Source organism: Arthrobacter alpinus (assembly GCF_001445575.1).
GTDB lineage: Bacteria > Actinomycetota > Actinomycetes > Actinomycetales > Micrococcaceae > Specibacter > Specibacter alpinus_C.
Map to the genome: position 1 here is coordinate 1,782,341 of NZ_CP013200.1, position 24,943 is coordinate 1,807,283.

A 24,943-nucleotide genomic window follows, 5' to 3' on the forward strand; every position below is an offset into this window, starting at 1 on the left:
CTTAAAAAAGACGTGAGGCGCTGTCATCCACGCCGCGCATGGCGTCGTAATCGAGGGTTTTGCACTCAATACCGCGGTCGGTGGCAAGAGTTTTGGCCTGCGGCTTGATCTGCTGGGCAGCAAAGATGCCGCGGACCGGAGCCAGCAGTGGATCGCGGTTGAGTAGTTCTAGGTAGCGGGTCAGTTGCTCCACCCCATCAATGTCGCCGCGGCGCTTGAGTTCAATGGCCACCGTGGCACCGTTGGCGTCTCGGGCCAGAATGTCCACCGGACCGATGGCTGTGAAGTACTCCCGGCGAATCAAGGTGAAGCCGGTGCCGAGTAGTTCAATTTGTGCTGCCAACAGGCGCTGCAGATCGGCTTCAACGCCGTCCTTGATCAGACCCGGATCCGTGCCTAGATCGTGGCTGGATTCGTGGAGCTCTTCATAAATATTGATGATGAGCTGCTCATCGGCCTTCGTGGACTTCACAATCCACTGCGAAATCACACCCTCTTCCAGCTCGGCCTCATCAGGACCCACAGTTCGCAGGGTGGCTGGCGGGCTCATCCAGTTCAGCGGCTTGTAAGAGCCGCCGTCGGAATGCACCAGAACGGAGCCGTCAGCCTTGACCAACAGGAGCCGAACGGCGAGGGGAAGATGGGCTTTGAGGCGACCGACGTAATCGACGGAGCACTTTGCAATGACTAAACGCACGCCCTCCACTCTATCCCCACGCCCTCCCAAAGCTCGTACCTCGCTTCGGGGCCCTAGGTGCGTGGGCCGAGCTCAGCTTCGCGCAGGACCTGCCAGTGCGGCACAATGGAAGAATGCCCCGCTCGAACCATCCACGCCGCCGTACCTCCAATGCCAGGGGCTCTAGCAAGTCGCCGGGGCGGGGGCCACAGGGCGGTGGGGCGGTGGACGAGGACGGCGACGGCTTTGATATGAACCGAGCCAGGCTGGGCACTACCGCCACTGAATCAGCGCCCGACGGCGTCTGGGCAGTACGGACCATCAGCGCCGGGAACGCTCAGAAGTCATATACCTGCCCGGGGTGTCACCGTGCGGTTCCGCCCGGCTTGGCTCATCTGGTGGTGTGGCAAGAGGATGCCATGTTCGGTGCCGAGGCAGGATTGCGCGACCGCAGACACTGGCACAGCAATTGCTGGCGTGGGCGAAGCTACCGGTACAGGTAGGCTGGGCGCATGGTTTTTGATCCTAGCTCCCTTGACTTTGTTGATGCCGGCGTCCCTGTGCCGGTCCGCGCCTCCACCATCTTGCCCGCTGTGCGCGAGAACATTGAGCTGAGAACCGCAGACGGCCTGACCTTGGTGGGTGAATTGGCGCTGCCGGCCGACGGCGTCATCCGGGCCACGCTGATCACGCTGCATCCACTGCCTACTCACGGCGGCTTCATGGACTCACATGTCTATAAGAAGGCGTCCTACCGGCTGCCTGCCCTGGCCGGGATCGCAGTATTGCGCTTCAACACCCGCGGCACGGCATCGCCACGCGGCACCAGTGATGGCAGCTTTGAAGAAGGCATTGGTGAACGGCTTGATGTTGCCGCTGCCGTCCAGTTTGCCGTGGACCGCGGCTTGCCCAACCGCTGGCTGGTGGGCTGGTCTTTCGGCACGGAGCTGGTGCTCAAATATGGGGCCGAGGCCCCGGTGGCCCAGCAAGTGGAAGGCGCAGTGCTACTCTCGCCGCCACTGCATCGAGCCGTTGACGCCGATTTGGATGCGTGGGCGTCCTACGGGAAACCGCTCACTGTGCTGGTGCCGGAGTTTGACGACTACCTGCAGCCTGAAGCGGCCACCGAGCGTTTCTCCTTGGTACCGCAAGCCAAGCTGGTGGCCGTGGACGGGGCCAAGCACTTGTGGGTTGGCGAGAAGTACGCGGCCCGGGCCCTGAATGAAATTTCCTCGGCTGTGCTGGGGGCTCCCGTGGAATTGCCCGGTGACTGGCACGGAGCCGTTGCGGCGCTGCCAGCCTAAGCAGCGGGCTCGAGCAGCCAGCCTGAGCTGGCGGCTCGAGCCCGCGAGTTGTGATCTTGCTAGTTCTTATCCTGACGAGCGATGAAGACTTCCTTGACCAGCAGCATGACGGCCGCGGCAGTGGGGATAGCGATCAGGGCTCCGAGCACGCCCAGCAAGCTACCACCGGCAATGACCGAGATGACGGCAACAGCACCGGGCACAGCCACCGCCTTCTGCATGATGCGAGGCGAAATGAAGTAGGCCTCAAATTGCAGGTAAGCGAAGTAGCAGATGGCGTAAATCAGCGCTGTTTGCCATCCTGCGGTCAGGCTGACGGCAATCACCACAATGGCAGCGATCATGCCACCCACCAGCGGGATGAAGGCCAGCAGCGCCACAACGAAGGCCAGCAGCACGCTAAACGGCACGCCAAGAATGCTCATGACGATGAAGGCGAAGGTGGCGTTCAGAACGGCTACGCACACCTGGCCAATGACGTAGTTGCCTACGCCACGGGTGATTTCCTCGCTCAGTTCTTCGACTCTGGGGCGGCGAGAGCGAGGCGCCAGACGGTAGCCCCACTTCTTCATGGCCGGCAGAGATGCCAAGAAGTACAAGCTCAGAACCAGCACGATCAAGGTGCCAAAGAGCCCGTTCGCGATGTTCGTACCCACGCCCACCACACCGCCAAAGATTCCGCCCACAGCCTGGGCGTCCTGGAAGAACTTGGCAACCTGCTCATTGATGGTGTCCAGAACGCGGTACTGGACATCGAGCTGCTTGAAGAATTCAGAATTGAGAAAATCTCGGATCCAAACCGGGGCCTTGGTGACCAGCTGGGACGTCTGTTCCACGATTGTGGGGATCAGGGTGGCGAAGAACAAAGCCACCACGCTCAACAGACCCACCAGCACCAGGACTATGCCCAAGGGGCGTGGTACCTTGCGCTGTTCCAGCCAACGGACCACGGGGTCCAACCCCAAGGCAATGAACAAGGCAGTCACAATCCAAAGGAGCAAGGATTCAGTATTGGCCAGAATGTAGCTCAAGCCCAAGGCAATGCCAACACCCACAGTCCCCATGAACCCAAAGTAGATGGGGTGGCGGAACATGCTGCCTCCGGAGGATGCCTCTGCAGCAACGGCCGTCTCGCCGGGGCCATGAGGCGCTAGGGGCAGGTCAAAGCGCACCCGTGGCTGGGCGCCCGGAACTGGCTGGCGGAGCTTCTGCGCCACCCAGCCGCGCCAGCCCTTGGGGCTGGCTTCCATTGTGACGGCCACGGAAGCGCCCGACGCCGCGATCGGGGCAGCCGGGGCGGTCTTGCCAGCCGCTGCTTCTGCGGGATCGGCCGGGACCGCGGGCGCGCCTGCATCGTCGGGACCGGGGCCGGAGGGGCTTGGATCGGGGGAGGTATTCATGGTTTCTGCCTTCATAAACGGTGGTGTGGAGGCAAATTGTTCCACTTCCAACAGTGACTAGAGGTTACCAGCGCATCGAGGAACAGCCAGTGAGCAGCGCGGGTGTCAACGTGAGAAAAGTCAAAGAGGCATGCCCAATAGATAGGCGTTCGGTTACCCTTGAAGTAACGATCACAGCAGTGTTCCGTCGATGTTAGGTATGTTCTTGCGTTCAAAAATTGCAATTGTCCTGGCCATATTGGGTCTGTTGGTGTTGGGTACTGGCATTGGCCAGCGCACCATCTGGCTCCCGCCAGCCACGGTCACAGCCGCGACACCGGCGCAGGTTGCCGCTGCCCCGTTGACTGTCATTGGTCCAGACCTGCTCAAGACCCGCGACGGGCAGTTCACCATGACCATTAAGAGCGATGGACCCATGCAGCTTGCTGTTGGGCGTGAAGACGACATTATTGGTTGGATTGGCGATGCCTCCTACACCAAAATTGGTGCTGCCAATTCAGACTTCACGCAACTAGCCGCCACGAGCACCAAGGGCGAGGCCACTGTGCCCAACCCTGCGGGGTCCGACATGTGGGTTAGCGAAGAAAAAGCAACAGGCGAGCTGACGTACACCTGGCAGTCTCCCGGTCGTGGTGATTGGGCGCTTTTGCTCTCAGCCGATGGCAAGGCAGCGGCTCCCACGGACATTTCCATCACGGTTGACAATGAAGCCGGAACGCCGTGGGCTGTGCCGTTGATGATCATTGGTTCAGCACTGCTGGCCCTGGCCGCACTGATGTTCCTGATCTCACCCAACAAGGCCAAGGGCACTGCCGCACCCACTGCCGGGCGCCGTGCTGCTGGCCGAGGTCCCTCCGATCCGGCCACCGGCGCGCTGGACGTGGACAAGCTTGTTGCTGCCCGCGAGGCCGCTAAGGCCTCATCCGGCAGCGCTGACGCTGCCCCTTCCGCTGCGGCCCCCTCCACGATCGCGGAGGCCCGCAAGGCCGACGCGCCTGTCATAACTCCGGCGAAGGACGCAGCCGAACCCAAGCCAGCAACCGCAACGCCCAGCGATGCGACCTCTGCGCTGCCTGCCGTGTTGCTCAACCCCGGCTCAGCTGCAGATTCTGACGCAACTGCTGCTGCCAAGGATAATGACGCAACGGTCCCCGCTGATACCGAAGGTTCTGCCGCTACCGAAGATTCAGAATCGGACGCCAGCTCCAACAGCAAATCCGACACCGAGAAGGATTCAGGCGGCCACGATTCAGACGGCCCGGATTCAGATGGCCCGGATTCCGGCGGCCACGATTCACATGGCAACGGTTCAGATGGCGTGACCTCGCTCAAGAAGCAGGAACCCCGCAAGCCACGAGCCCGGAACAAGGGTGGAGCCGCTGGAGCCAAGGATGCCACTCCTCAGGACCCTACTGCTCAGGACCCCACGTCTCAGGATAAGGGTGGCCAGAATAAGAGTGAGTTCCATACAACTGAAAGCCCCGTGGCTATGGTCAAGAAGCGCATGAAGGCTTCGCTGCGCTGGGGTGCTGCACTGGCTGCAGTCCTGGTGGCAGGTAGTCTCAGCCCAGCAGTCGCCGCTGACCCAAGCACGCCGGCACCTGCCAGCGCCGCTGCCGAAGCCACCCCCGCTGTCTCCCAAACTCCGTCCTCGCCCGGGTTCCCAGGATTGCTGGACACCCAAGTTCAGCGCATTGCCACAGCAGTGGCAACGGCCGTTGCTGCCGGTGACGATGCCAAGAATGCCAAGGAACTCGAAACTCGCGTCAGTGGGATGGCCTTGGAAACTCGCGAGGCCAACTACAAAATTCGGGCTAAGGTAGCCAAGCAAGCTGCCATGGAACCAGTGAATGCCTCGAAGTTGCTGGCCAACGTTGTCACGACCACCGCCACGTGGCCCCGTTCGGCGCTGCTGGTCACGCAGGGTGAAAACAACGCCTTGCCGCAGTTGCTGACGCTGGTTCAGGCCAGCCCACGCGAGAACTACAAAATGGTCAATGCCACACCGCTGCTTCCCGGCCAGACCTTCCCGAAGGTGGACAAGGAAGGCACCAAGGAAATTGCCTTGGATTCCTCCGACGGATTGACGATGAGCCCCGCTGACGCCATTGCCGCACTGAGCGATCGTCTGACTAAGAGCGACAGCAAGTTCAAAGACACCTTCAACGACAGCGTTTACATCCAAAGTGTCCTTGATACCCAGGCAACCATCACCAAGGAAGCCAAAGACGCCACGTACGTATTTAGCCATAAGGCCGCCACCGATGCCGCAGTGAACCTGCGCACTGCTGATGGCGGGGTCATGGTGGTCGTCGGTTACAACTTTGGCATCACCGGAACAAGCAAGGCAAATGCCACCCTGACGGTCGGTGACGATGCGGCCGTATTCACCGGCGGCAAAGAAACCACCACAGGCTTCAGCCTTAACTATGCCGAGCCCGTCGTCATGTACATTCCGCCCAAGGACGGTGCCGGTAAGTTCACGATCTTGTCCGCAACCCGCAATCTGGTGGGCGGCAGTTTCAAGAAGTAGACTGCTGCCGAGGCGGGCTCAAGCACACTGTGCTGGAGCCCGCCTCTGTCAGTTTCAGCAAACGCTTACAACCATCATTTTCACCTGTCAGTTTCACCCGCGGCGAGAATTACCCAAGGCCGCCGCCCTGCCCAGTTAGAGTGAGATCATGAGTCAAAACAGCCCCATGTCACCGAACGGTCCGTCCGGAATTAACCTTCGCGGCGCCGTCGACCTTTCAGCCTTGAAGAACCGTGCCACGGCGCCAGCCACGGCCGCCGCAGCTGGCGCCCCCGCCGGCGGTTCACCATATGCGGTGGACGTCAACGAGCAAAGCTTCCAAGAATTTGTCCAGCTGAGCCAGCAGGTGCCCGTGGTGGTCGCCTTGGGATCGGCCCGCTCACAGCAGTCCGCAACCGTGACGGCCTTGCTGGAAAAGATCATCAACGAGTATGGCGGCCAGCTGGCACTGGGCCGTGTCGATGTGGATTCCAGCCCGCAGATCGCCCAAGCCTTTGGTGTCACAGCTGTCCCCACGGTGGTCGCGCTCATCAAGGGCCAGCCCGTGCCCATGTTTGAGGGCGAGTTGCCGGAGGAGCAGGTCAAGGAATTCTTCGCCGAACTCCTCAAAGTAGCCGCCAGCAACGGAGTGACCGGCAATCTGGGTGGCGCCAAGGATCCAGCCGCCGCCGAGCCACCGCCGTTGCCTCCTCTGCACCAGGCTGCCCGGGATGCCATTGACGCCGGAGATCTGGAGACTGCGCAGACAAGCTATGAAAAGGCTTTGGCGGAAAAGCCCAACGACGCCGACGCCAAGATTGGCCTGGCTCAGGTGCACCTCATGCTCCGCACTGCGCAGATTAATGTTCTCCAAGCCGAAGAATTCCGTACCCGGGCCGCTGGTGACCCTGATGATCTTGAGGCTGCATTGGCAGTGGCTGATTTGGACGTGACCGGCGGTCATGTGGAAGACGCGCTGGCGCGCCTGGTGAAGTTCATTGCCCTGCACTTTGGGCCCGAACGTGAGGATGCGCGGCTCCGTCTGCTGGAGCTGTATGAGGTGGTGGGTGTCAGCGATCCTCGCGTCTCGGCGTCGCGCCAGACATTGGCCCGCGCGCTCTTCTAGCCAACAGCCTTCTGACCGGCGCTGTTCTTGCCGGCGCTGTTCGCTCCGATGCGCCACCAGCCAGGAATGTCATCCTTTGGGATAAGTCACAGGGCCACTCTGGATTGCTAGGGTCGTGTTCATGAACAATTCTTTGGGGAGTACTTCAACTGACGGGCGCCCACCTGCCTTATCGATCCGCGGATTATCCAAGCATTTTGGCGAGAAAGTCGCCGTCAATAACATTGACTTGGACGTTCCGGCAGGTTCCTTCTATGGCTTGGTGGGGCCCAACGGTGCCGGCAAAACCACGTCACTGTCCATGGCAACGGGCCTTTTGCGTCCGGATGCCGGACAAGTGTGGGTCCACGGAGTGGATGTTTGGCACAACCCGTTGGAGTCCAAACGGCTCATGGGGTTGCTGCCAGACGGTGTCCGGCTGTTTGACCGGCTCACTGGCGAGCAGCTGGTGACGTATGCAGGTTTGCTGCGCGGCATGGACAAGGACACGGTGGCCGAACGCGTCAAGGACTTGCTGACTGCCCTTGACCTGAGCAAGGACGCCGGGACCCTGGTGGTGGACTACTCCGCCGGCATGACGAAGAAAATTGCCTTGGCCTCGGCACTGATCCACGCGCCGAGCCTGTTGGTCCTGGATGAGCCCTTTGAATCGGTGGATCCGGTGTCTGCGGCGAACATTCGCGACATCCTGCATAACTACGTGAACTCCGGCGGCACCGTCATTGTCTCCAGTCACGTCATGGATCTGGTCCAGCGCATGTGCGATCACGTGGCCGTCATTGCAGCCGGTCGCGTTCTGGCGGCTGGAACCGTAGATGAGGTGCGCGGGGAGATGAGCCTGGAAGACAAGTTCGTGGAACTTGTGGGCGGCCGGAACCAGACGGCGGGGTTGCAATGGTTGCGCACCTCCTAAGGCTTAAACTTGCGCTACTGCGCAACTCCCTCAAGCGCAGCCCCTGGCAATTGGTGGGCCTGATCTTCGCTGCCCTGTACGGTTTGGGCGTGCTGGGCATGCTGCTGGTGGGGCTGGGCTTCGCCGGCAGCGTTGGCGATGCAGAGTTCGTGGGCATGGTGATTGTGCTGGCAGGATCCGCACTGTTGGTGGGTTGGCTGATCATTCCCGTCTTGGCTTCCGGTCTTGATATGACGCTGGACCCTGCTCGCTTTGTCACCTATTCAATTCCCATGAAACAGCTCCTCACAGGGCTGGCCCTCTCAAGCTTCATTGGAGTCCCGGGTGTCGTGACTCTTGTGGCCGCCATGGGCACCGCCGTCGGGTGGTGGCGTTATCCTGGCGCGGCCGCAGCAGCGTTGATTTGCGGCGCCCTCGGCGCGTTGACGTGCATCATTGCCTCACGCGCCATCACGGCAGCCAGCACCAGCTTGGCCTCATCGCGCCGCTTCAAGGATGTCAGTGGGATCGTTGTGCTGGTGCCATTGATGCTCATGGGCCCCATCATCGCCGGTGTTACCAGCGGCATCAGCGATTTTTCGGTGTACTTGCCACAGTTGGCCACCACGCTGTCATGGACTCCGCTGGGTGCCGTGTGGGGCGTTCCTGCAGATATTGCCGTTGGTGCCTGGGGGCCGGCCGGGCTGAAACTGTTGATAGCCCTTGCCACCCTGGCTGTTCTGACGTGGGTGTGGAAACTGTGCTTGGTCAAGGCCTTGGTCACCCCTGCCTTCTCCGGAGGGGGCCGCCGCACGGCTGGCAAGTTGGGTTTCTTTGTCCGGTTCCCGCAGACCCCAACGGGCGCGGTTGCCGCGCGTTGCTTGACCTACTGGTTCAGGGACCCGCGGTACAGCGCCGGGCTACTGATTGCGCCGTTGATCCCACTCGTCATGGTGTTTGGCGGGACGCAGGCTGCCGGGCTTGAGGCTGTGGGCCCCATCCTCAGCTACGCCGGTGCCTTTGCCGCGTTCATGGTGGCGTGGAGCATCTCCGCTGACATCTCCTACGACAACACTGCCTTTGCCCTGCATCTTGCCACCGGCGTTTCCGGCAAGGCAGACAGGACTGGACGGGTTATGGCAGCGGCCGTTCTGGCTCTGCCGCTGGGACTGCTGTTCGCGGTGGCCGGGTCCGTCGTGGCAGGTGACTGGCAGATCCTGCCGGGCGCACTTGGTTTGGTGCTCGGTGCCACAGGTGCCGGGCTTGGTTTGGCCAGCGTTTTCTCCTCTAGATTCACCATGGTGGTGCCGCTGCCGGGGGAGAGCCCCATGAAGTCCAAGCCGGGTAACAACTTCGCCACGGTACTCATCCAGCTGTCCGGTTTTGCCGGTGCCGGGGTGCTAGCCGCCCCGGTTGCGGTGCTGATTATCATTGGCGCTGTGGCCCATCTGCCACTCTTTTTCTGGCTGGCATTGGTTGCCGGCGTTGGTTTGGGGGCGCTCTATGTGTTCTTCGGAATCCGGATGGGCGCCGAACAATATAACAAGCGGGGACCGGAATTATTGCAAGCTGTTTCTGTAGACCGCTGACTCTAGATAAGGTTAGAGCTAAACAGCAGATGCAAGGCAATAGCGCCCCGTCAGCCGCCGCTTCCGGTGTGCTCTGATGGGGCGTTATTACTCTGGGGTTGCTTTCTGTAATTAGCCATGGGCCGCATTTTCTCGCGGCATTGAAAGGAAGCGTGTTTCATGGAGGTCATCATCCTCCCGACCAGCAAGGAAATTGGGGCGCTTGCCGCCGACTCGATTGAAGCCTTGGTGCGCAACAAGCCCAACGCCGTCATTGGTCTGGCCACAGGTTCTTCACCGCTGCCCATCTACGACGAGCTGGCTCGTCGCCACGAGGAAGGCCTGAGCTTTGAAGGTGTCAGCGGCTTTGCACTGGATGAGTACGTGGGCCTGCCGGTTGGACATTACGAGTCCTACCGTGAAGTGATTCGTCGTGAATTCACCAACCGCGTGGACGTTGCCGCGGAGAATGTTCACGGTCCCGACGGCGCAAGCGATGACATTGCCGGCGCCTGCCTGGCCTACGAGGCCGCCATTGTTGCTGCCGGCGGCATTGACCTGCAGATCCTCGGCGTTGGCACCAATGGACACATTGGCTTCAATGAGCCGGGCTCCTCGCTGGCGTCACGCACACGTATCAAGACCCTGGCCGAGCAGACACGCCAGGACAATGCGCGCTTCTTCGATAACATCGATCAGGTGCCGCACCACGTAGTGACCCAGGGTCTGGGCACCATCATGGATGCCCGCCACGTGGTGCTGGTGGCCTTCGGAGCAGGCAAGGCTGAGGCCGTGCGTGACTTCGTCGAGGGACCCGTTACGGCAACGTGCCCCGCCTCGGTCCTGCAGTTCCACCCGCGTGCCACCATCATCATTGATGAGGCCGCAGCCTCCAAGCTTGCCGGCGCGGACACCTACCGCCACGCCTACAACAACAAGCCGAACTGGCAAGGCGTCTAAAGAAAAACCTTCGACGGCGGGAGCCCACCTTCACATCAACGGTGGGCTCCGTCGTTCGCTGCGGGTCCCTCGGCAGCTCTCTTAGCAACACTCCGGAAAACCCTCCCTCACCTTTTGGGGTGTTTTGCCGGACCCTCCCTCACCTTTTGGGGTCTGAAATCACCAGAGGAAAGTTGGTGCCTCGGTGAGTCGCGGACGTGAACACGGTAGACTGGTTTCATGAGTTTGCCTCCAGATCCTTTCGAAAATGATCCCCTGCACAGCCCCGGTCAGACCGGTGGCTCAACGGCCGTTATTGAACGCCAGGAATTGCGTCAAGAAGTAGAGCCGGGCGACAGCGAACGGTTCTCGCACTATGTGCGCAAGGAAAAGATCATGGAATCGGCCATGACGGGCGAGCCTGTGATTGCTCTCTGCGGCAAGGTCTGGACACCCGGACGCGATCCTCAGAAGTTCCCTGTTTGCCCCGAATGCAAAGAGGTTTACGACGGGCTGCGCCCTGAAGGCGGCAAGGGCAAGGGCCCCAAGAAACCCAAGAAGTAACGGGAATCTTAATTCTTAGTGTGACCGGCGAAAAGCCGTTGATTGGCCGTGCCCGGAATTGGGTGCGGAAGCGTGAAAGAGTGACTTTGACTGTAACAAGGATGGCGGAAATTTCGTGACGGAGACATTGTTTGGTGGCCCGTCGCTGCCTCCGGCCTATCCTGAGCGCGCAGCGTGGGGCACGGCCCAAAAGCTGCGTGCATGGCAGACCGAGGCCATGGAGAAGTACTTCAGCGATAACCCGAAGGACTTCTTGGCGGTGGCAACACCCGGTGCCGGAAAGACCACGTTTGCCCTGCACATCGCTACCCAGTTGATCGCCCGAGGGATGATCAACCGGGTCACCATCGTCACCCCCACGGACCACCTCAAGCGCCAGTGGGCTGATGCCGCGGCACGCGTGGGAATCGCCATTGACCCCAACTTCAAGAATGCTGATGGCCGCCACGGCAAAGGCTTCATTGGTGTGGCCGTGACGTACGCACAGGTTGCCAGCAAACCTTTGCTGCACCGGGCCAAGACGGAAGCCGCTAAAACGCTTGTCATCATGGATGAAATTCACCACGGCGGTGACGCACTGTCCTGGGGCGACGGTATCCGCGAGGCCTTCGATCCTGCTGCTCGCCGGCTTGCCCTGACAGGTACCCCGTTCCGATCCGACACCGCGGCCATTCCGTTTGTGGAATACGCCGAGGACAAGGACGGTATCCGCCGGTCCAAGGCCGACTACACCTATGGCTACGGCGAAGCACTGAAGGACCATGTGGTCCGTCCTGTCATGTTCATGGCGTACTCGGGTCAGATGCGGTGGCGCACCAGTGCCGGCGAGGAAATGGCTGCGAGCCTAGGCGAAGCCGTCACGAAGGACGTTACTGCTCATGCGTGGCGTACCGCACTGAACCCTGATGGGCAGTGGATTCCGGCCGTTCTGGCGGCCGCTGACAAACGACTCACCGAAGTACGCCGGGCGGTCCCCGACGCTGGCGCCATGGTGATCGCAACAGATCACGAGGACGCGCGCGCTTACGCCGCCGAGTTGAAGAAGATCACCGGAGAATCGCCCACGGTGATCCTCTCCGATGACTCCAAGGCCTCTGACAAGATTGACGCCTTTTCCGCTGGCGATAAGCGCTGGATGGTGGCGGTGCGCATGGTCTCCGAAGGCGTTGACGTGCCCCGTCTGGCCGTTGGCGTGTATGCGACATCGACGGCCACACCGTTGTTCTTTGCCCAGGCCGTAGGCCGTTTCGTGCGCGCCCGCAAAAGGGGAGAGACGGCGTCGATCTTCCTGCCGTCAGTGCCGAACCTGATGGAACTCGCCAACCAGCTGGAGCTGGAGCGTGACCACGCCCTGGACCGCCCCGACAAGGATCCCGACGGGTTCATGGAGGAAGACGATGAGATGGAGGAGGCCAACCGCGAGGAGAAAGCCTCTGACACGCTGGAGAAATTCAAGTTCGAAGCCCTCGAGTCCCAGGCCTCGTTTGACCGCGTGTTGTTCGACGGCGGTGAATTCGGCACAGGCGGTGCTATTGGCAGCGAAGACGAACTGGACTTCCTTGGTATTCCCGGGCTGCTCGACGCCGATCAGATGGGACTGTTGCTGCGCCAGCGCCAGGCCGATCAGCAAACGCGCAAGCGCAAGAAAGCCCCAGCGGCAGAGCCCGAAGCCCCGCCGCTGATTGACCACCGCATGTTGATGGACCTGCGCGGAGAACTGGCCAAGAACGTTTCAGCATGGAGTGCCCGCTCCGGTATGCCCCACGGCATGGTGCACAGCGAACTGCGCCGCATCTGCGGTGGGCCCGCCGTGGCTCAGGCCAATGAGGCGCAGCTGCAGACCCGCATGAAGAAGTTGCAAGACTGGTTCATCGGCCGCAAATAACGCGACAGGAGGCGCAGGGGCCGGAATTCCCTCGCGGGCAGTAAGATTTACTCGGTCGCTGGGCGACCTTGAAAATCCATCCCCGCTCCGGGAATCCCGGCTCCTGATGTTTGTCCCGGACCTGCGCCGCTACTTGAGCTCTACGCCAGCGTCTTCGAGCTCTTCGAGGGCTTCTTCGCTGGCGTCATCGTCCACGCCCGCCACGTAGTCACGTAACACTGTGGTGTTGTAACCGGCATTGATGGCGTCCAAGGCGGTGGCGCGGACGCAGTGATCCGTGGCGATGCCGACGATGACGACATCGTCGACGTCGTTCTCGCGCAGCCAGTCATCCAGGCTGGTAGGGGCGTCGCCGTCCTCATCGACTGATTCGTGAGCTTCGCGTTCGCCCACGGCGACCTCGTCCTCAGGGGCGAGCAATCCATCGAAACCTGAGTAGGCGGCGTCGAACTTGCCTTTGCGGAAGTACGCGTCAATGTCCTCGGTGTCCAAGTTGCGGTGCAACGCTGCTCCCTTGCTGCCCGCCACACAGTGCACGGGCCAGCTCGTGACATAGTCCGGGGTCTCGGAGAAATGCGTTCCGGGATCAATGTGCCAGTCCTGAGTGGCCACGATGAAATCGAAGTCCGTAGCCTCGGACAATAGTTCGGTGATCTCAGTGGCGAGGTCGGCCCCGCCGGTGACAGCTAGTGAGCCGCCTTCACAGAAATCGTTCTGTACGTCAACAATGATGAGGGCCTTGGCCATGGGGTGTCCTTTACTTCGCTACTGCAATTGCTTGTTCGTATTCGGTGGGGATGACTGGTTCCCCGCGCTGGAGCCTGCGTGCAGCTCCAGGCATTTCTGCCATGGAAGCCGTGTGGCGGGCGGTGGCCCGCACCACGCCTTCTGCTCCGGTCCAACCGGGTGCCAGCACGCCGTCGTTCATGAATTCTGCCAGCAACGGGCGGTCATTGGCATCTGCCTCGGGGCGGTGGCCGATGCCAATGACCTCGGCGGTGGCAATGCCGGAATCGTTCAGACGGCGCATGGCGTACTTGCGCCCGCCAACACTGGCCTTGCCCTTGGCAGCCTTGGCGACAGAAACAAACTCGCCGTCATCTCCTTCGCGGGAAACCAATTTGTACACCATCGACGCCGTGGGGGCGCCCGAGCCGGTCACGAGCGAGGTGCCCACGCCGTAGGAATCCACGGGCGCGGCGGCCAGCGCTGCGATAGCGAACTCGTCCAGGTCGCTCGTGACGGTGATGCGCGTGTTCGTGTTGCCAAGCGAGTCCAGCAAGGCGCGAACATCCCGCGCCTGGGCGAGCAGATCGCCCGAGTCCAACCGCACCCCGCCCAAGGCTGGGCCAGCGATTGCGACGGCCTTACGGACGGCCGCTTCGACGTCGTACGTGTCAACCAACAGCGTGGTGCCGGCTCCCATGGAACCGATCTGGGCGCGGAACGCCTCCTCCTCGGAATCGTGCAGGAGCGTGAAGGAATGGGCGGCGGTGCCCTGGGTAAGGACGCCGTAACGCAGGCCGGCTTCGAGGTTGGAGGTGCTGTTGAAACCGGCAATCACGGCGGCGCGCGAGGCAGCCACGGCGGATTCCTCATGCGTGCGCCGAGAACCCATCTCAATGCACGGGCGGGCACCGGCGGCACCAATCATCCGCGACGCTGCCGAGGCAATGGCGGAGTCGTGATTCAGAATGGAGAGCACGTACGTTTCCAGGATGCAGGCCTCGGCAAACGTGGATTCAATGGTCAAAATGGGCGAATTCGGGAAGTAAAGTTCGCCCTCTGCATAACCGTAGATATGCCCGGAGAACTTGAAATCGGCCAACCAAGACAACGTTTCGTCGTTGACAACGTTGTTTTGGGCCAGGAAATTCAGCTCGTCAGGGCCAAAGCGGAACTGTTCCAGACCTTCCAAAATACGGCCCGTTCCGCCAACAACTCCATAGCGGCGGCCGTCGGGCAGGCGCCGAGCGAACGCCTCGAACACACTGCGGCGGTGGGCGGCACCGGAGTGCAGTGCAGCCTGAAGCATGGTCAGCTCGTAGTGATCTGTAAACAGTGATGTGCGGGGCTGGCCCCAGCTTGATGGAGTAGTCACAGAATTCACTTTAGTGGGGCAACACTAGAATGGACATATGAGTGTCAGCACAGCCCCGGAAACAGACCGGGAAGTATCAACGCGCGAACTCATCTCCCCGGACATCCCCTGGGAATTAATCGTGTGGAACGACCCGGTTAATTTGATGAGCTACGTCAGTTACGTCTTCCAAAGTTATTTTGGCTATTCAGAGGCAAAGGCGGCGAAATTAATGCTGGAGGTCCACACCGAGGGTAAATCCGCGGTGGCCCATGGGTCCAAGGAAAAGATGGAGGCCCACGCCGTTGCCATGCACGGATTTGGCCTCTGGGCGACAGTTCAGAAGGGCGGCCCCCGTGGCTAAGGCCTTCTCCGCCGGCCGTCGCGGCATCACCGGTTTCTTAGAACCCGCCGAACGCGACCTTCTGCGCAAGCTTTTCACCGACATCATCACCATGCTCGAACCGGACACCCCGGCGCATGAGGACCCGTTGGCAGCCCTGATTGGCCTGGACATGGACGTTTCTGTGCCCGTGGATCCCGCTCTCTTGCGGCTCCTGCCTGACGCTGTGAAGAACGACGCCGACTCCGCCCTTGAATTCCGTCAGCTCACCGAACGCTCGCTGCGAGAAACGAAGATTGGTGCCCTCCGTGCGGCCTCCTTGGGGTTGGAGAGCGACAAGCTGGTCTTGAATGCCGAAGGCGCCAAGCTGTGGGCCATGGCCCTGAACGATGTTCGGCTGGTGCTGGCCGAAAGGTTGGAAATTCGGGACGAGGAAGATGCCGAGCGGATCCATGAGGTGCAGGACTGGGGTGACGCGGACGACGTCGAAAGTTACCTTTCACTGGTCTACAACTTTGTCTCCTGGCTCCAAGAAAGCCTGGTTCAAGCCATGCTGTCAGCCATGGCGCGCAGCAAATAGGGCCGCGTGCAGCGTCGAGCAGAAAATTGTGTCATTGGGCGCAATTAATACTGTCGGGGCTACAAACGAACTATTGTTGAATCGATGATGAGCACACAATCAGCCAATCCCCAGTACACATCCGCCATGAGCGCGCAGGCTAGCGTCGTGGCGGATCGGCCCATCGGAATTTTCGATTCTGGGGTTGGGGGATTGACTGTGGCCCGTGCGGTGATTGATCAGCTCCCCAACGAGTCCATCCTGTATGTGGGCGACACGGCCAAGGGGCCCTATGGGCCGCTGCCGATCGCCGAGGTACGCGCCAATGCGCTCGGGGTCATGGATGAATTGGTTGATTCGGGTGTCAAGCTTCTGGTCATAGCGTGCAACTCAGCGTCCGCGGCCGTGCTGCGCGACGCCCGGGAACGCTACACGGCCCGCTATGGAATTCCAGTCATCGAGGTCATTCAGCCGGCCGTGCGCCGCGCCGTTGCCGCTACCCGGACCGGCAACGTTGGCGTCATTGGCACCGTGGCGACGGTGGGCTCGCGCGCCTATAACGACACCTTTGCTGCAGCCCCGGATCTGACCATCACCTCCGTTGCCTGCCCCGATTTTGTGCGGTTCGTTGAATCGGGCATCACCGCCGGCCCGGAGTTGCTGACCACGGCCCAAAGGTATTTGGCCCCACTCAAAGAGGCTGGCGTGGACACCCTGGTGCTTGGCTGCACCCACTACCCGCTGCTGACGGGTGTTATTTCCTTTGTCATGGGCGATTCCGTGACACTGGTTTCCAGCGCCGAAGAAACCGCCAAGGATGTCTATAAGGCCTTAGTGACCCACGATCTGGAACGTGTTTCACGGTCGGCACCTACCCACCAATTTCTCTCCACTGGCGACGCTGACAGCTTCGGCATCCTGGCCCGGCGCTTCTTGGGCCCGGAGGTGCGCGGCGTCGAGCAGGTCAGCCACGTGTCAGCGCATTACCCCACCGGCGCACTGGCACGGATTACCCCCGACATGATTGCCGCCGCCCGGCAAAATTCCTCCGGTGTGGCAGTCACACAGCACTCTAATTTTGTTTTGGAGGAATCCATGGGCAGACTGGCTGTTCCGGGAAATGTTGCGGGGGAGCGAACATGAAGTTAACGATTGTTGGATGTAGCGGGTCCTTTCCCGGTCCGGCGTCGCCCGCGTCCTGTTACCTGCTCACAGCGCACGACGGCGTTCGGCCGTGGCGAGTGCTCATTGATTTGGGCAGCGGCGCTTTGGGGGCGGCGCAGAAATACATGGATCTTGAGGACATCGACGCGATTTTCCTCAGCCACCTTCACCCCGACCACTGCATGGATTTGTGCGGCCTACATGTGGCTGTCCGCTGGAACCCGGAGGGCTGGCATCGGGGCCGAATCCAAGTCTGGGGACCGGCAGAAACAGCGGATCGGCTCGCCACCGCTTATGGGCTGGACCTAGATCCGGGCATGCGCGAAGAATTTGATTTCATCAACTGGGCCGAGCGCGAACCAGTCACGGTGGGCCCGTTTAAGGTCACTCCCTATTCAGTCAACCATCCCACTCCCGAGGCCTATGCGCTGCGGGTGGAGGTCACCGAGTACGACGGCACCGGCATGGACCGCACCGCCGTCCTGACGTACTCAGGTGACACTGACAGTTGTCAGGCCCTAGAAGATGCCGCCCAGAACGCGGACTTCTTCTTGTGCGAAGCGGCATTCATTGAAGGCCGTGATGACAACATCAAGGACGTCCACCTCACCGGAAAACGTGCTGGGGAAGCCGCAGCGCGGGCCAATGTGAAGCGGCTGCTACTAACCCATATCCCTGTGTGGACTGACAGCAACACCGTGGTCGAAGAGGCCCGTGGGGTCTTTACGGGCGGCGTGGCCGCGGCCGTTGCCGGTGTGCACTACACCATCTAGCGCTCCCTCTTTGTGAGGAGCGGATCCTCTTCATCACCGATCAAGATTGCCATTCATGAATGAGATGCCACGCGATAAGAGTGCACCTAACAACGGCAGGGCCGGGCAGGCACCCGTTGCGCCGGCCGTCATGAATACCATCTTCTGGATGCTCATGGGTGCTGCTGTTGCGCAGATCATCGCGGCTATTTTTGGTGTTCTACATGCCAGCTCCGATGCCTACCGCGAGGATGCCATCAAGCAACTGGCGGCCCAAAACGTCACTGACGTAAACGCCGACATGCTGGAAATGATGTCTGTGGCAACCGTGGGAACCATCACTGTCATGGCCGTGGCAGCAGTCATCCTGTATGTGGTGATTGGCCTGTTCCTAAAGAAAGGCATGGGGTGGGCGCGCCTTGCCGGCACCGGACTGGCATTGATTTCATTCGCCCGCTACATGGGCGTGAACACTCCCGGTGGCATGGCCACGCTCCTCCAGATCGTCCTCGGAGTCGCCGCCATTGTGCTGTGCTTCATGGGTCCAGCCGCCGTGTTCTTCAAGGACAAGAGAACCCACAAGCTGGCTCGCAGAAAGAACGCACGCCTCGCCCGGTAGCGCCTTCCGGCCTCCCCAACCTCGCTTCGTCCCCAGCCGCTCCCACCGCTCGCGGCTTGTGGGCCCACGGCCGTGGCCCCTCGCCCGGTAGCGCCTTCCGGCCTCCCTAACCTCGCTTCGTCCCCAGCCGCTCCCACCGCTCGCACTCTCGCGGCGGGTCCCTCGCGGCTTGTGGGCCCACGGCCGTGGCCCCTCGCCCGGTAGCGCCTGCCGGCCTCCCCAACCTCGCTTCGTCCCCAGCCGCTCCCACCGCTCGCAAGCTCGCGCTGGGTCCCTCGCGGCTTGTGGGCCCACGGCCGTGGCCCCTCGGCCGGTAGCGCCTCCCAGCCTCCCCGACCTCGCTGCGCTCGGCCGTGGCCCCTCGGCCGGTAGCGCCTCCCAGCCTCCCCGACCTCGCTGCGCTCGGCCGTGGCCCCTCGGCCGGTAGGCTTATCCCCATGACTTCCTCTGAAATACTTCGCGCCGACGGGCGCACCAACGACCAGCTCCGCGACATCACCATCACCCGCGGCTGGTCCAAGCAGGCCGAAGGTTCGGCCCTGATCGAATTCGGCAACACCCGCGTGCTGTGCACCGCCTCCCTGACCCCCGGCGTGCCGCGCTGGCTCAAGGGTGAAGGCACCGGCTGGGTCACGGCCGAATACGCCATGCTTCCCCGCGCCACGAACACCCGTAACTCCCGCGAATCCGTCAAGGGCAAAATCGGTGGCCGCACCCACGAGATCTCTCGTCTGATCGGCCGCTCACTGCGCTCCATCATCGACACGAAGGCTTTGGGCGAGAACACGATCGTCCTGGACTGTGACGTGCTCCAGGCCGACGGCGGCACCCGCACCGCGGCCATCACTGGCGCCTACGTGGCCCTCGCCGACGCCATTGCGTTCGCCAAGGAAAACAAGCTGATCGCCAAAAACGCCCAGCCGTTGATCGACACCGTCTCCGCCATCTCCGTCGGCATCATCGACGGTGTCCCCATGCTGGATCTGCCCTACGTTGAAGACGTGCGCGCCGAGACAGACATGAACGTTGTGGTCACCGGCTCCGGCAAGTTCGTTGAGGTGCAGGGCACCGCTGAAGGTGCACCGTTCGATCGTGACGAGCTCAACCAGCTCCTGGATCTGGCCCTGATCGGCACCACGCAGCTGGCCCAGATCCAGCGCGAGACCCTCGGTAACTAGTGAGCGCGCCCAAACTGGTCCTCGCCACCCACAACCAGGGCAAATTGCGGGAGCTGCGCGAGTTGCTCCGTGGCCAGATTCCTGGTCTGGATGTGGACAGTGACGTGCTCGACGCCGGAGCAATCGACGCCCCGGATGTCGCCGAAACAGGGGTCACCTTCGCGGAGAATGCGCGGCTGAAGGCACACGCTGTGGCCCAGTTCAGCGGCGCACTGGCTATTGCCGATGATTCAGGGTTGGCCGTGGACGTGCTGGGCGGAGCCCCCGGCATCTTCTCGGCCCGTTGGGCTGGTGCCCACGGAGATGACACAGCAAACCTGAACCTGCTCTTGGCTCAGCTGGGCGACATTTCACCCGAGCACCGTGGCGCGCGCTTTGTCTGCGCCGCGGCGCTGGCCAACCCGGACGGATCCTTGGACATAGTGGAGGAAGGGACCCTCGAGGGAACCTTGCTTCCCGAGCCCCGGGGTGAGGGCGGCTTCGGCTATGACCCGATCCTGCAGCCTGTGGGCATGGACGTTTCATGCGCCGAGCTGAGCAGCGCGGAGAAGAACGCCATCAGCCACCGGGGCAACGCCTTCCGGGCGCTGCTGCCACACATCGTCAAGGCACTTTCCTAAGCTCCCAAGAGCTCCTGCACCTCTCCCGCGACGCCGAAAGGGGAGTAGTTGGCAATGTTCGTCACGAACATTGCCAACTACTCCCCTTTCGGCGCGAGAGGGCTCCGAGGTTCGGCGCAAGCGGGCTCCCAGTGGGAAGCCGGCAGGGGCGTTTTACGCCTCCGAGGCCTTCTTTTTGCGGTGCTTGCTCATGGCCTTCAGGAACTCGATGCCGATCGGAATGATGGACACGGCAACGATGCCGATGAAGATGATGTCCAGGTTGTGCTGAACCCACGGCACGTTGTTACCCAGAACGTAGCCCAGGTAGGTGACACCGCCAGCCCATGCGATGGCGCCAATGGCGTTGAAGAGCATGAACTTGCGCATGTCCATCTTGGCGACGCCCACAATAACAGGGACAAAGGTGCGCACGATCGGAACAAAGCGGGCCAGGATCAGGGCCTTGCCGCCGTGCCGTTCAAAGAAGGCGTGGGCGCTGTCAACATGCTGTTTCTTGAAGAGCTTGGAGTCCGGCTTGTTGAAGATGGCCGGGCCGGCTTTGTAGCCAATGAAATAACCCAGCTGGTTGCCCACAAAACCTGAGACGATCAGCAAGCCCATGAGCACCCAAATGTTCACGGGCATGGCGCCGGTGCTGACCAACAATCCTGCGGTGAACAAGAGCGAATCACCGGGCAGGAAGAAGCCCACCAGCAGGCCTGTCTCGGCGAAGATGATGCCGCAGGCAATGATGACCACCCAAAAACCCAGGGCAGGGTGGTTCAAGAGGTTCATCGGATCGAGCCAGTCGGGCAGCAGTCCCAGAGAAGGAACGGCCCCATGGCCCACGAGAGCGGGCAGGACGGAGTCATTCAATGCAGTAAGTATCACACTCCAAGATTACGGTACTTCGCTGTACGTTCTCTCCACCTATAGGAGGATATTACGGCCGTATCCTTGGGCCGAGGGCATTGGACAGTGGGGAGTGCGACAGGGAAGCCGGGTTTATCAGTGCAGTGCCCGTGGTGTGCCGGGGGTAGCCTTGAAGGGTGGCTTTGGACTTTACAGCAATTGATTTTGAAACTGCCAACGGATTTAGGGGATCGCCCTGCTCCGTTGGCCTCACAAGGGTCCGTGGCGGGGTGATTGTTGAGGAAGGATATTGGCTCATGCGCCCGCCCGAGGGGCATGACCACTTTGATTCGCGCAACATCACCATTCACGGCATCACCCCCGACGACGTCGCCGGCTCCCCACGTTTTGCCGACGTCTTTGGCGAGGTCAACGCCTTCATTGGCGCGGACGCGCTCGTGGCGCACAACGCAGCCTTCGATCTTGGCGTGATCCGCTCCGCCTCCGAGGTCTCGGGCCTGGCAGCCCCTGCGTTTGACTACGCCTGCACAGTGGTGCTCTCGCGCAAGAACTATTCACTGCCGTCGTACTCGCTGCCTTTTGTGGCCGAGGCCGCCGGTGTTCCGCTCCGCAACCACCACGACGCCACTGAGGATGCCCGGGCCTGTGCTGGGATCATGGTGGACATTGCTCGCAAGCACGGAGTTGACTCGGTGCGCGGTGTGTTTGAGTCGATGAGGTTGGCCATGCCGCACGCCGACGCCTACGACCCAGCCACGGATGAGGTTTCCAAGGCCACCCGCTCCGCCCTGGAACGCATCGCGGAAATGAAGGACGGACTCGCCAATGGCACGGCTCGCGGTGGCCGCTCCAGCTGGTCCACGGAAGGTCCCAACCCCGAGCCGAATGCCCATGCCGATGTGGCGCATCCACTGTTTGGCCAAACTGTTGTGTTTACGGGCGATCTCAGCCTGGGCCGGCCCCAAGCGAAAACCATGGCCGCCGCCCACGGCGCCCAGTGCGCCAGCAACGTGACCCTGAAAACTACTGTTCTGGTGGTGGGCAGTGGCTTCGCCGCCGCTGACCTGAGCAACGGCCGGCTGACGTCCAAGGCCAAGCGTGTGCTTGACCTGCAACGCCGCGGGCAGGGCATAGAGGTGCTCTCCGAGGGCGAGTTCATGCAGATGGTGGGCTAGCTCCGCCGGACTGCTGAGGACTACGCTTTCTTGCATGGCCCACGTTCCGCTGCGGGAAGATCTTTGCCTACTTCGGCCAAGGACAGCAGGACCATCCACGGGATGCCTCAGTCCAGGTTCTGCCCGAGGCTGGTGAACGCGAGGCACTCTTGGCGGATCAGCGCTTCTTCATCCTCTCCTATAGTGGGCCTTACGGCTGGGTGGGGCTAGACCTCAGCGTCGATCGCCCTGACTGGCAAAAAATCGCCGAACTGCTCGATAGCTCCTACCGGCAGCTCCTACCGGCGGATTGCCCCTGCCCGGTGTTGGGCATTACTGGACCAAGACGGCTCCCCGGCCGACCGGCACCTCTGACTGATGCCAACGCGTGCGTGCTGAACCCGACTGCACCGTTGTGTTGCCCGCAGCACCAGTTCGTCATGCGGCGCAACAAAGCTAGGGGCCCGGCGCCCGCAGTTCTACTCTGAGCTATGAGTCAACTCGCAGACATTCCCGCAGCCACTGAATTCATCCAGCCCGAATTCACTGACCAGGAATCCGTGCCGCCGGCCGAGGCCGGTCTGCTCAAACGCATCTTCGCTTTTCCGAACCCCGTCAACGAATATGCTGCGCGCTGCACAGCGGGCCTTGTGGTGGTGATGGCGCTGGTGGCGATCCTGACTCAGTGGGAATGGCTGGTGGGAGTCATCGCCGCGGGGTTCATCCTGCGCCTAGCCTTTGGTCCGCGAATCTCCCCGGCAGCACTGCTGTCAGTGAAGGTTCTGGCGCCTCGCTTGGGCCAAGCCAAATTGGTGCCGGGCCCGCCCAAGCGCTTTGCTCAGGGCATCGGAGTCTTCATATCCGTCGCTGCCTTTATCCTGTTGCTGGCTGAGCTGCCGCTGGCCGGATGGGCCCTGATGGCCCTGCTGTTGGTGGCAGCCTCGCTGGAATCATTTATTGGCCTGTGCCTGGGCTGCATTCTATTCGGCGTCCTGGTGCGCCGCGGACTCATCCCAGCCGGAATCTGCGACGAGTGCGCCAACGTCAACTTCCGGAGCCGTTGAGAGCTGGGCTTTTTTACTCCGGTCTCTCGTTCCGTTAGCGGCTAGGCCCCGGTGGTCAGCTTGATGAACTCAGCGCCCAAACGGCGGATCACCGCGGGAGCCTCGCACAGCGTCAACCACGACGGCGGGAGCGCGGCTTCTCCGTAGAGCGCACCAAGGATGTTCCCGGCAATGGAAGCAGTGGAGTCGCTGTCTCCGCTGTGGTTGGTGGCGAGCCGAATGGCAGCCAAAAAATGATCCACGGGTGAGCCCGCCGCCTGCTCGGTGACCAACACCGAATACACGGCAACGGCCAAGGCTTCTTCCGCAACCCAACCCAACCCCAGCGTTTCGGTGAGGGAGTCGCCGGACAGGGGTGCGCCGTCGTGCGTGGAAAGCGTCAATGCTGACTCGAGCCGAGCCAGCAAATCCTGATCGGCTGAAGGCTCGCCAGCGGCACGATCCCGGGCGGATTCGCCCGCCGCACGCAACGGGAGCCCGGCAATGACGATCTGGTGGATGAGCCAGCTAAACGCGCCGGAGGACTGGCGGGCGGACGGGTGACCGTGGGTGAGTGAGGCGGCGTCGGAGCTGATCTTGTAGATGGTTTCCGCGTCAACATTGGGCAACAGGCCATAGGGGGCCGAGCGCATGACGGTCCCGCAGCCCTTGGAATCGGGGTTGACGGGACGGAACACGGTACCCATGTGGCCGGTGGCAAGGCCCGTTACGCAGGCGTTGCCGGGGTGGCGCTGATGGTGGAGGACGCTCTGGGAATCAATCCAGCGAGGGGCCTGCTCGGGGGCGTGCTCGGCCGTTTCAATGCCCTGCGTTTTTAGCCAGCGCAGGTAGGCGAGCCACTGGCAGGCGTTGATGTCGGCGCCCACGCCATTGTTGGCCCACTCCAGAACATCGAGGAGACCGTCGAGCGTGTAGAGGGTCATCTGGGTGTCATCGGAAAAGTGAGCGGTGCCGGTTGCCTGAGACAAATCCACCAGCAACGACGGGCCGAACTTTGCATGGATGTCAGCCAGGGAATCGAACTCTACGAGGTAGCCGAAGGCGTCGCCCAACGCGCCGCCCATGAGGGTGCCCTGAACACGGCTGGCAAAGTCGGCGGGGACAGGGGTGTGAACGGGAGTTGTCATGGATCCAATTTACCGTTTCCTGAACGCTTTGCGGTTCTTTCCGGTTGCCGGCGGGCGCCGGATCTGTGAGGGCTGGCGGCGGCACTGCTGAGTGCGAGGTGGCCCGATAGGTGCCCAGTAGACTCTTAGACGGAGCAGATTCTGCACCCACTACATCTTGGCTGCCCCGCACCAGCTCGGGAGAAGCCCTGCACGAGGAGAACCATGCGCGAGCCCGCCTGGCGACGGACCGGAAAAACGCCCGATTACCGATTTTCACTAGCCAATGAGCGCACGTTCCTGGCGTGGGTGCGGACCGCGCTGGCGCTCTTGGCCGGCGCCGTGGCCATCGACCAGCTGGCCCCTGAAATTGCCCCTCCTGTGATTCGAGTCATCCTGTGCATGGTGTTGGCGGTCATTGGCGCTGTGCTGGCCATTGTCAGCTACCGGCGTTGGGCGCACCAGGAACAGGCGATGCGCAACGATGAGGAACTGCCACATTCGTGGCTCATGCTGAGCATGACAGTTATTGTCTCGCTCGCCGGCATCATTTTTGCCGTGCTGATTATGGTCAAGCGCTAAC

At 61.7% G+C, this 24,943-nt stretch carries 25 protein-coding genes and 1 pseudogene; 20 read left to right on the plus strand and 6 right to left on the minus strand.

What is annotated here, in order from left to right; all coding sequences use genetic code 11:
• Position 1: 1 nt before the first annotated feature.
• Complete coding sequence (gene nucS, locus AS189_RS07850) at positions 2-697, minus strand: endonuclease NucS (RefSeq protein ID WP_062287184.1); 696 nt, start codon at positions 695-697, stop codon at positions 2-4.
• 113 nt (positions 698-810) lie between these two features.
• Between nucS and AS189_RS19345 the strand changes: the two genes are divergently transcribed.
• Positions 811-1,179, plus strand: a complete 369-nt coding sequence (locus tag AS189_RS19345) for an ATP/GTP-binding protein (RefSeq protein WP_082634157.1) — start codon at positions 811-813, stop codon at positions 1,177-1,179.
• A 9-nt stretch (positions 1,180-1,188) separates the two neighbouring features.
• Entirely contained in the window at positions 1,189-1,980 is a 792-nt protein-coding gene (locus tag AS189_RS07855) for an alpha/beta hydrolase (RefSeq protein WP_062287187.1), read from the plus strand.
• A 59-nt stretch (positions 1,981-2,039) separates the two neighbouring features.
• Here AS189_RS07855 and AS189_RS07860 read toward each other — a convergent pair whose 3' ends face one another.
• On the minus strand, positions 2,040-3,380 hold the full coding sequence (locus AS189_RS07860; RefSeq protein ID WP_062293226.1) for an AI-2E family transporter: 1,341 nt from the start codon (positions 3,378-3,380) through the stop codon (positions 2,040-2,042).
• A 205-nt stretch (positions 3,381-3,585) separates the two neighbouring features.
• Here AS189_RS07860 and AS189_RS07865 point away from each other — a divergent pair, with 205 nt between their 5' ends.
• The 7 genes from AS189_RS07865 to AS189_RS07895 all read left to right on the plus strand — a co-directional run bounded on the left by AS189_RS07865 (position 3,586) and on the right by AS189_RS07895 (position 12,866).
• A complete protein-coding gene (locus AS189_RS07865) occupies positions 3,586-5,913 on the plus strand; it encodes a hypothetical protein (RefSeq protein WP_129587193.1) in 2,328 nt (775 codons plus the stop codon).
• A 148-nt stretch (positions 5,914-6,061) separates the two neighbouring features.
• On the plus strand, positions 6,062-7,018 hold the full coding sequence (locus tag AS189_RS07870) for a tetratricopeptide repeat protein (protein ID WP_062287193.1): 957 nt from the start codon (positions 6,062-6,064) through the stop codon (positions 7,016-7,018).
• A 121-nt stretch (positions 7,019-7,139) separates the two neighbouring features.
• Complete coding sequence (locus AS189_RS07875; RefSeq protein WP_062293229.1) at positions 7,140-7,931, plus strand: ABC transporter ATP-binding protein; 792 nt, start codon at positions 7,140-7,142, stop codon at positions 7,929-7,931.
• Positions 7,913-9,499 (plus strand): hypothetical protein, encoded by a 1,587-nt coding sequence (locus AS189_RS07880; protein WP_062287196.1) that lies wholly within the window; start codon positions 7,913-7,915, stop codon positions 9,497-9,499. Before AS189_RS07875 ends, AS189_RS07880 begins: the two co-directional genes overlap by 19 nt.
• Before the next feature lie 159 nt (positions 9,500-9,658).
• A complete protein-coding gene (gene nagB, locus AS189_RS07885) occupies positions 9,659-10,438 on the plus strand; it encodes a glucosamine-6-phosphate deaminase (protein WP_062287200.1) in 780 nt (259 codons plus the stop codon).
• Positions 10,439-10,657: 219 nt separating this feature from the next.
• Positions 10,658-10,981 carry a DUF3039 domain-containing protein gene (locus tag AS189_RS07890; RefSeq protein ID WP_062287203.1) on the plus strand — a complete coding sequence of 108 codons (324 nt, stop codon included), beginning with the start codon at positions 10,658-10,660 and terminating at the stop codon, positions 10,979-10,981.
• Positions 10,982-11,096: 115 nt separating this feature from the next.
• On the plus strand, positions 11,097-12,866 hold the full coding sequence (locus tag AS189_RS07895) for a DEAD/DEAH box helicase (RefSeq protein WP_062287205.1): 1,770 nt from the start codon (positions 11,097-11,099) through the stop codon (positions 12,864-12,866).
• Positions 12,867-12,995: 129 nt separating this feature from the next.
• Here the strand turns inward: AS189_RS07895 and AS189_RS07900 are convergent, their stop codons facing one another.
• Both AS189_RS07900 and AS189_RS07905 read right to left on the minus strand, forming a co-directional pair.
• Complete coding sequence (locus AS189_RS07900) at positions 12,996-13,613, minus strand: isochorismatase family protein (RefSeq protein ID WP_062287207.1); 618 nt, start codon at positions 13,611-13,613, stop codon at positions 12,996-12,998.
• A gap of 10 nt (positions 13,614-13,623) precedes the next feature.
• Positions 13,624-14,967 (minus strand): nicotinate phosphoribosyltransferase, encoded by a 1,344-nt coding sequence (locus AS189_RS07905; RefSeq protein ID WP_193393517.1) that lies wholly within the window; start codon positions 14,965-14,967, stop codon positions 13,624-13,626.
• A gap of 37 nt (positions 14,968-15,004) precedes the next feature.
• Between AS189_RS07905 and clpS the strand changes: the two genes are divergently transcribed.
• The 7 genes from clpS to rdgB all read left to right on the plus strand — a co-directional run bounded on the left by clpS (position 15,005) and on the right by rdgB (position 20,181).
• On the plus strand, positions 15,005-15,310 hold the full coding sequence (gene clpS, locus AS189_RS07910; RefSeq protein WP_062287210.1) for an ATP-dependent Clp protease adapter ClpS: 306 nt from the start codon (positions 15,005-15,007) through the stop codon (positions 15,308-15,310).
• On the plus strand, positions 15,303-15,869 hold the full coding sequence (locus AS189_RS07915; RefSeq protein WP_062287213.1) for a DUF2017 domain-containing protein: 567 nt from the start codon (positions 15,303-15,305) through the stop codon (positions 15,867-15,869). Before clpS ends, AS189_RS07915 begins: the two co-directional genes overlap by 8 nt.
• 126 nt (positions 15,870-15,995) lie before the next feature.
• A complete protein-coding gene (murI, locus tag AS189_RS07920; protein WP_237760003.1) occupies positions 15,996-16,991 on the plus strand; it encodes a glutamate racemase in 996 nt (331 codons plus the stop codon).
• Positions 16,988-17,785, plus strand: a complete 798-nt coding sequence (locus tag AS189_RS07925) for an MBL fold metallo-hydrolase (protein WP_062287219.1) — start codon at positions 16,988-16,990, stop codon at positions 17,783-17,785. Before murI ends, AS189_RS07925 begins: the two co-directional genes overlap by 4 nt.
• A 55-nt stretch (positions 17,786-17,840) precedes the next feature.
• Positions 17,841-18,383 (plus strand): hypothetical protein, encoded by a 543-nt coding sequence (locus AS189_RS07930; RefSeq protein WP_129587194.1) that lies wholly within the window; start codon positions 17,841-17,843, stop codon positions 18,381-18,383.
• 437 nt (positions 18,384-18,820) lie between these two features.
• Positions 18,821-19,561, plus strand: coding sequence for a ribonuclease PH (gene rph / locus AS189_RS07935; RefSeq protein WP_062287225.1), 741 nt, complete (start codon positions 18,821-18,823; stop codon positions 19,559-19,561).
• A complete protein-coding gene (rdgB, locus tag AS189_RS07940; RefSeq protein WP_062287228.1) occupies positions 19,561-20,181 on the plus strand; it encodes an RdgB/HAM1 family non-canonical purine NTP pyrophosphatase in 621 nt (206 codons plus the stop codon). Before rph ends, rdgB begins: the two co-directional genes overlap by 1 nt.
• A gap of 153 nt (positions 20,182-20,334) precedes the next feature.
• Here the strand turns inward: rdgB and AS189_RS07945 are convergent, their stop codons facing one another.
• A complete protein-coding gene (locus tag AS189_RS07945) occupies positions 20,335-21,039 on the minus strand; it encodes a DedA family protein (protein WP_082634158.1) in 705 nt (234 codons plus the stop codon).
• A 173-nt stretch (positions 21,040-21,212) separates the two neighbouring features.
• On the opposite strand from AS189_RS07945, the gene AS189_RS07950 reads away from it, so the two are divergent.
• The 3 genes and pseudogenes from AS189_RS07950 to AS189_RS07955 all read left to right on the plus strand — a co-directional run bounded on the left by AS189_RS07950 (position 21,213) and on the right by AS189_RS07955 (position 23,254).
• A complete protein-coding gene (locus AS189_RS07950) occupies positions 21,213-22,211 on the plus strand; it encodes an exonuclease domain-containing protein (protein ID WP_062287234.1) in 999 nt (332 codons plus the stop codon).
• 47 nt (positions 22,212-22,258) lie between these two features.
• A pseudogene (locus AS189_RS19350) lies at positions 22,259-22,678 on the plus strand (hypothetical protein); the annotation flags it as partial.
• Positions 22,679-22,681: 3 nt separating this feature from the next.
• Positions 22,682-23,254 carry a DUF4395 domain-containing protein gene (locus AS189_RS07955; protein ID WP_082634160.1) on the plus strand — a complete coding sequence of 191 codons (573 nt, stop codon included), beginning with the start codon at positions 22,682-22,684 and terminating at the stop codon, positions 23,252-23,254.
• A gap of 41 nt (positions 23,255-23,295) precedes the next feature.
• Here AS189_RS07955 and AS189_RS07960 read toward each other — a convergent pair whose 3' ends face one another.
• Positions 23,296-24,381: an ADP-ribosylglycohydrolase family protein gene (locus AS189_RS07960; protein ID WP_062287237.1), complete on the minus strand. Its 1,086-nt coding sequence runs from the start codon at positions 24,379-24,381 to the stop codon at positions 23,296-23,298.
• Positions 24,382-24,585: 204 nt separating this feature from the next.
• Between AS189_RS07960 and AS189_RS07965 the strand changes: the two genes are divergently transcribed.
• Entirely contained in the window at positions 24,586-24,942 is a 357-nt protein-coding gene (locus AS189_RS07965) for a YidH family protein (protein ID WP_062287240.1), read from the plus strand.
• Position 24,943: the final 1 nt, after the last annotated feature.